Consider the following 6163-nt stretch of genomic DNA (forward strand, 5'->3'; position numbering starts at 1 on the left):
CTCCTTTTGCTCCTGAATTTGATCACGCTTTTAGAACAGTTCTGTCAAGTAAGGCAGCTTGCTGATAAAGCCTTCCGCATAACGGACCGCCCGTTTTTGCCCAAGCAGTGAGTCCCGGGCTTCCACCCGCTCCAGATAGCCTTGGTTCAGTGGTGTGCGTACGATATCGTTCCCGGCACCCGAGCCCGCAGTCTCGAATTGGCTCCGGTACGCAAGCAGCGACGAGCGCTTGCTCTCATAATGGGCGGTCACGTCAACCATCACGTCCGGCTCTATCACATCGTTAATGAAATAAAAGTAGCTTTCTTCTACCGTATGCGCCGGGTGATCGGGCAAGTACCGTCTCAGTTTGGCATTGAAGAGCGCTTCCTGCACCAGCTTGCTGCAGGCGATATGGTCCGGATGCCGATCCTCCCAATATGGAGCGAATACGAAGCGCGGCTTCCACATGCGGATCTCCAAGGCAATGCGCTCCACATACTCCGGCAGCAGATAAAGTCCGCGGTCCGGCAGCTGCAGATTGGTGCGCACGGTCAGGCCAAGCGCCTCCGATGCCGCCTTGGCTTCCTGCTGACGCGTTTCGACCGTGCCGTTGGAGGACATTTCCGCCAAAGTCAAGTCGCAAATGCCAACCTTAAGCCCGGCTGCCGTATGCTTCGCAATCGTGCCGCCCATGCCGATTTCCGCATCGTCCGGGTGAGCGCCGAAAATAAGCAAATCAAGCGATTCGTTCATTGGTCAATCCCCGGTTTGTATTTATGTACCAGCTCCCGCCAGGCGAAGTCCCCCCGGTCAAGCGCTTTGACCAAAATTTCCGCCGTCGCGATATTGGTGGCGCAAGGAATCCCTTGAACGTCGCACAGACGAAGCAAAGCGATAATATCAGGCTCGTGCGGCTGCGCCATCAATGGGTCACGCAAAAAGATAATCAAATCGATTTCATTGGTCGCCACCAATGCCCCGATCTGTTGGTCCCCACCGAGCGGACCGGACATAAATCGGTTTACCTGTAGATCCGTATTTTCCATAATGCGCGTGCCTGTCGTTCCGGTCGCATACAACGTATGATCTTGAAACACATTTTCATAAGCCGTAACGAAACTTACCATTTCTTCCTTCTTGCGGTCGTGTGCGATAAGTGCGATTTTCAATGCCATAGGATGGCAGCTCCTCTCTAAACTCCTATAAAACGAGGACACTCGAGCGGTCCTCTTCGGCCCGGCCCCATGTCCTCTTTCGTTTTTAATCGATAAAATGTTCAAAGCCGTAAACCATACCGGTATATTCCATGACTTTCTGAACGGCTACCTTCACGCCAGGCATATAACCGGCCCGGTCATACGAGTCATGACGGATTTTCAAGGACTGTCCGAAAGCACCGAATATGACCTCCTGCTGGGCGAAGATGCCCGGCAGCCGAACACTATGAATCCGGAAACCGTTATAGTACCCTCCGCGCGAGCCTTCGATCGTCTCCACTTCGTTCGGATTGCCCTGACGCAGCTCCTGACGGGCTTCGGATATCAGCTCCGCCGTCTTCACGGAAGTGCCCGAAGGCGCGTCCAGCTTCTGATCGCCATGATACTCGATAATTTCCAAATGAGGAAAATATTTGGCGGCTTGGGCAGCGAATTTCATCATCAGAATGGCGCCGATCGAGAAGTTTGGAGCGATCAATCCGCCGATCCCCGCTTCCTTGCACTGCCTGTCCAGCTCGGCAATATCTTCCGGCGTAAAACCGGTCGTCCCCATCACGGGGCGAACCTTATGTTTTATAGCCAGCCGGGTATGCTCTACCGCCGAATGCGGAGCCGTAAAATCAACCAGCACCTCGGGTTTTGTCTCCGCGAGAGCAAGCTCCAAATCGTTCGTAACCGCAATTCCGCAAGCATCCAGGCCGACCAGTCTGCCTGCATCCGTTCCTACAGCGGAACGGTTAACCGCAGCGGCCAGCTCCAGTTCCGGATCGCCTAATACCAGCTTGACGACCTCGCGCCCCATACGGCCTCCCGCTCCGGCAACCGCTACTTTGATGATTGGTTTCATATTGGATTCATTGTCCTTTCCGCCTAGGTATCGATCAGTGGCACTTATAGGGTAACGCTCATATATTCCTTCCACTTTTGCCGGTAGTCCGCGAGCAGCCGCAAGCCGATGGAATGCTGCGGATCCAGCTTGAGCAGTTCCTGAATGGCCTGCACGGCCGGAGCGAACTCCCGAAGCCGGGAATAAGCGATACCCAATAGTAAAAAAGCTTCCTGTGAAAGCGGATCAAGCTTCACCGCTTGCTGCAGCAGCGACACCGCCAGCCACAGCCGTTCGTCCGACTCCTCGAACAGCTTCTCTGCTTGAAGCGTCAATTGCCGTGCCTGAAGGTGCTGCAGATGGAATGTGTAATGCTCATCCTCCGGCTCAAGCCGTACCGCTTGGCTTGCATGTGCCGCCGCTTTATCCAGCTTGCCGCTGCGGGCGTACGTAATGGACAGCTTATAATGATACGCCGCGCATTCGGGATTCGTCGCAATCGCATGTTCGAACCAGGCGATGGCCTGTTCGAAATCGTTATTAAGAATCGATTCGTACGCTTTCTTGATTGCCTCTTCGCCTTTCAACTGCATCATCTCCTTTCTCAGCCAAGCCGGAATCAATCCTTCCCAACCGGCATGAGAGTGCAAGGTGATGATACAGTATATGAAAAAGATCAAGTGTCGGTGTTTATTTTCGTCCAACGGTCCGCATCCCGCGTCCGGAATTTGTGCAAGACTTTATCATGCGCTTCCGTCAAATCGATGCCTAGCGAATTCGCAAAGCAAATGGTAATGAACAAAATGTCGCCAAGCTCAAGCTCGATGGAATTTTCTTCCTCCGTCGCTTTTTTCGGCTTCTCGCCGTAACGATGGTTTACTTCCCGCGCCAGCTCCCCTACCTCTTCCGACATCCGGGCCAGCATCGTCAGCGGTTTGAAGTATCCTTCCTTAAACTGCGATATGTATTCATGCACCTCGCCTTGGAGGTCCTTTAACGTTTTCTCGGACATACCGGGAGATGTTCACCCACCTTATTATCAGATGACTAACGGTTGTGCGAGACAACCGTATCAGTACCATGTTAACGCAAAGTGAGGGGGAATGACAAATTTTTTTTGCTTCTTAAAACTTTTTCATTTACTTTATCATGAAAAAAAGGGCAACGCGATAACCTAAGAGAATGTTACTATAAACATCTTTTCGAATCGAGGTGGATTTATGCCGGAATCCCTAAAAACACATCTGAAAAACATCGTTCCGATCTTGCTTGGCACGGCGATTTATGCGTTCGGAATTCATTATTTCGTGATCTCCAACGAATTGATGGAAGGCGGAGTGACCGGGGTTGCCCTGCTGCTCTCTTATATTTTCGGGCTGCCGCCGTCCTTGACGACTTTAGGTCTGAACATTCCGCTTTTTTACTTGGGATGGCGCATTTTGGGCAAGGCGTCGATGGGGTATACGGTGCTAGGCACTTTGTCCGTGTCGTTCTTTCTATGGGTCATGGAGCGGCTCATTCAGGCAGGGTGGTTGGTTCCGTTTCGGACGGAGCACGATTTCTTCCTGGCAACGGCTTATGCCGGGTTTACGCTCGGTCTCGGTCTCGGTATCGTTTTCCGGTACGGCGGAACGACCGGCGGATCAGACATCCTGGCAAGAGTCGCCCACAAACTGAAGGGCTGGAGCATCGGCCAAGTGATATTGACCATGGACGTCGTCGTCATCGGCGCCTCGCTCTTCTTTCTGCCGAAGGAAAAAATCTTATATACCTTCGTCGCTGTGTTCATCGCTTCCAAGATGATTGACATTCTTATCGAAGGGGCGTACGCCGCCAAATCGTTCATGATCATCACCGATCACGCGGATGAGGTTTCTGCGGCGATTACGAAGGAATTGGACCGGGGAGCCACCCTGTTCCCCGCGGTCGGAGCCTACTCCAAGCAGCCTAAAAACGTCGTCTACTGCGTCGTAGCCCGGAGCGAAATGAAAAGGCTTAAAGACCTCGTCCGCTCTATCGATCCCCTCGCATTTCTCATTATTACGGAGGTTCACGACGTCGTCGGTGAAGGCTTTAAGCCAAATTAAACCTTATTCAGCTTCCCGGCTTTCCTTGATCAGGACGGCGGACCGGAACAAGGCCGCCGTTTTTCTTGGATAACCGCCAACCGGCAAAGCCGAGCGATGCCAAGATGACGGAACCGAGCGTCACAATCCATAGAATCGGGTTCTGCTGTTCGGGGTAAGGCAGGTAGGCGGTCGTTTCCCTTTTCAGAAACAGCTTATCTAACAGGCCGCGAAGCGGAGGAACCGCATTGAGCACGTTGCGGTACAGCTCGCCTTCCCCTTGAGCCTGAAGCTTAATGAAAGTTGCAAGCGAATCAAGCTTCTCGACGTCGGTAGGACTGCGGCTGATAAGCAAGCTCGGGCGGATGATGCCGATATGCCGCTCAAGCAATGCCGCCCCTTTTCGAACTTCAGGTCTATTTTTATCGGTAGCGGCCTTTTCAAGCAGGTTTACGTCGTCGGAGAGCAGCTTGTCATACTGTAGCCATAATGGCGTATGAGGATGCGTCAGTGCATCCGCTGCGAGACGAATTTTGGCGGCTGCGACCAATCCTTCCTCCGGCTTGAAACTTGCCGCGTTGAACACCCGTTTAGCATCTGTAACGGCCCTCGTGAGGGCGTTCATCCCTTCTATTGACGTGAGGCCTTCAAACCGTATCTTCGGTATTTGATCGCTTAGCTGCTGAAGCGCCATCAGACTTCCCGGAACGTCTCCTTGCTTAGCTTTTTGGTACAGCTCTTCTGCCGTCCGGCCCAGCAGCTCCGTCTTCTGCACCTGCTCCGCCGAGGGCTTGGACGCCGACGTTTCTTTTGCGTTCCCCCCCTCCCCGCACCCTGTTGCAACCAGCAATAAGCTGACGGACAGGGTTAGCCAAACCCCGAACCTACGCCATCTTCGAGCCTTTCCGGCCATTGGGACATCCCCTCCTAAGTTCATCCTATGGAGAGAAAGTGCCGATTAGACCGACTATTTGGACGAGGTTCTTGCCGGCCGAAGCTCTCTTGCGAGCCACAGCACAAGAGCAATAGCGACGCTAAACACGCTCAAAGCCAAAGTGAACGTGGCAATTTCAGATAAATTGTCCTCCAATACTTTCGGCAGCCACGGATAAACCCCTTGCCCGTAATCCATCGTATCGTTCAACAATACCCAACATGCGACAAGAATGACGGATAGCCAACGGTATCGGTACAAGCGAAAGTACAGCACCGCTTCGGCCGCCATGCCAAGATGGGAGAACACCAGCATCCAATCCTGCCATACGAGAATATCTCCCTGATAAGCTCCGGCAAAAATCATCGCAACGGCCCAAATCCCGTATTTAAACGAAGTTACGACAGCGAACGCTTCAACAAAGCGTCTCCAGCCGCTTTTCTTTGTTGGATTCAATGTGCCAGCCTTCGATCGATAATGGTCAAGAAGCCAATAGGCTACCGCCCAAGTAAAAAATAAACTGGCAGTAGGGCTATCCGGCACAAATGGCAAATAAAGCGGTGACATTTCAACGGCCGTATAAACCAACTGATTACCGTACCATATATAGCCGTATACCGTCCCAAGCAGATTAATCCAAAACAAACTCCACAACATAAACCGGCTGCTCAAAAATTCGCGCGAAAACCAGTACGACAAGCTCCTTCCCAGCAAAACGGCTCCCTCCAGCTCCTTATGTGTTTAACCCTGCCGATTCTTAGCCCCTCGATCTTAAAAAAACCTGACCGCGCTTAACGGTCAGGTTCGGTTGGTTTATTTGCTTGCTTTTTGCTTGGCGAGCCAGTCGGCCAGTTTGTCGATGTCAGCTTCCGTCAAACCTTTTGAGATGTTCGCATCATACTGGGCCGGCATGGTGCCTTGACCTTTCTTGATGATGCCGAGAATCTCATCCTTCGAATGCTTGTCGCCAACTCCGCGAAGCGCCGGAATTTTAGCGGAAGGCATTCCTTTCAGTTCGCCGCCGTGACAAGAAAGACAAGTGGATTTTTGGTAGATCGCTGCCGCCGGGTCGTCCGGAGCAACGATTGCCGCAGCTTGCGCAGCCGGTTTCTTGGCTCCGCCGCCGCCTTCTCCGCCG

Annotated in this window: 9 protein-coding genes; 1 reads left to right on the forward strand and 8 read right to left on the reverse strand. The window is 52.7% G+C overall.

Translation table 11 applies throughout. The annotated features are described in order from the left end of the window. Positions 1-30: 30 nt before the first annotated feature. The 5 genes from bshB1 to QJ48_RS33670 all read right to left on the reverse strand — a co-directional run bounded on the left by bshB1 (position 31) and on the right by QJ48_RS33670 (position 3037). Positions 31-735 (reverse strand): bacillithiol biosynthesis deacetylase BshB1, encoded by a 705-nt coding sequence (gene bshB1, locus QJ48_RS33650; protein ID WP_054977646.1) that lies wholly within the window; start codon positions 733-735, stop codon positions 31-33. Then, positions 732-1157 carry a methylglyoxal synthase gene (mgsA, locus tag QJ48_RS33655; RefSeq protein WP_054977647.1) on the reverse strand — a complete coding sequence of 142 codons (426 nt, stop codon included), beginning with the start codon at positions 1155-1157 and terminating at the stop codon, positions 732-734. Before mgsA ends, bshB1 begins: the two co-directional genes overlap by 4 nt. An 85-nt stretch (positions 1158-1242) precedes the next feature. After that, complete coding sequence (dapB, locus tag QJ48_RS33660) at positions 1243-2046, reverse strand: 4-hydroxy-tetrahydrodipicolinate reductase (RefSeq protein WP_054977648.1); 804 nt, start codon at positions 2044-2046, stop codon at positions 1243-1245. A gap of 44 nt (positions 2047-2090) precedes the next feature. Continuing rightward, positions 2091-2612, reverse strand: coding sequence for a tetratricopeptide repeat protein (locus QJ48_RS33665; RefSeq protein WP_054977655.1), 522 nt, complete (start codon positions 2610-2612; stop codon positions 2091-2093). Positions 2613-2701: 89 nt separating this feature from the next. Further along, positions 2702-3037, reverse strand: a complete 336-nt coding sequence (locus QJ48_RS33670; RefSeq protein WP_054977649.1) for a nucleotide pyrophosphohydrolase — start codon at positions 3035-3037, stop codon at positions 2702-2704. Between the two features lie 208 nt (positions 3038-3245). On the opposite strand from QJ48_RS33670, the gene QJ48_RS33675 reads away from it, so the two are divergent. After that, positions 3246-4112 carry a YitT family protein gene (locus QJ48_RS33675; protein ID WP_054977650.1) on the forward strand — a complete coding sequence of 289 codons (867 nt, stop codon included), beginning with the start codon at positions 3246-3248 and terminating at the stop codon, positions 4110-4112. Positions 4113-4119: 7 nt separating this feature from the next. Here the strand turns inward: QJ48_RS33675 and QJ48_RS33680 are convergent, their stop codons facing one another. The 3 genes from QJ48_RS33680 to QJ48_RS33690 all read right to left on the reverse strand — a co-directional run. Further along, positions 4120-5004, reverse strand: a complete 885-nt coding sequence (locus tag QJ48_RS33680; RefSeq protein ID WP_054977651.1) for a sporulation protein YpjB — start codon at positions 5002-5004, stop codon at positions 4120-4122. Positions 5005-5058: 54 nt separating this feature from the next. Next, complete coding sequence (locus QJ48_RS33685; RefSeq protein WP_054977656.1) at positions 5059-5682, reverse strand: DUF1405 domain-containing protein; 624 nt, start codon at positions 5680-5682, stop codon at positions 5059-5061. Between the two features lie 156 nt (positions 5683-5838). Further along, a partial coding sequence (locus tag QJ48_RS33690) for a cytochrome c (RefSeq protein ID WP_157261841.1) occupies positions 5839-6163 on the reverse strand: 325 nt, incomplete at its 5' end.

Origin of the sequence: Paenibacillus sp. A3 (assembly GCF_001399685.1) — a bacterium.
Lineage (GTDB): Bacteria > Bacillota > Bacilli > Paenibacillales > NBRC-103111 > Paenibacillus_G.

Excerpts from the sequence above, each read along its gene's own strand:
- bshB1 (WP_054977646.1), bottom strand. The coding sequence starts at position 735 with ATGAACGAATCGCTTGATTTGCTTATTTTCGGCGCTCACCCGGACGAT.
- QJ48_RS33670 (WP_054977649.1), bottom strand. The coding sequence starts at position 3,037 with ATGTCCGAGAAAACGTTAAAGGACCTCCAAGGCGAGGTGCATGAATAC.
- QJ48_RS33685 (WP_054977656.1), bottom strand. The coding sequence starts at position 5,682 with ATGTTGTGGAGTTTGTTTTGGATTAATCTGCTTGGGACGGTATACGGC.
- QJ48_RS33680 (WP_054977651.1), bottom strand. The coding sequence starts at position 5,004 with ATGGCCGGAAAGGCTCGAAGATGGCGTAGGTTCGGGGTTTGGCTAACC.
- dapB (WP_054977648.1), bottom strand. The coding sequence starts at position 2,046 with ATGAAACCAATCATCAAAGTAGCGGTTGCCGGAGCGGGAGGCCGTATG.
- QJ48_RS33675 (WP_054977650.1), top strand. The coding sequence starts at position 3,246 with ATGCCGGAATCCCTAAAAACACATCTGAAAAACATCGTTCCGATCTTG.
- mgsA (WP_054977647.1), bottom strand. The coding sequence starts at position 1,157 with ATGGCATTGAAAATCGCACTTATCGCACACGACCGCAAGAAGGAAGAA.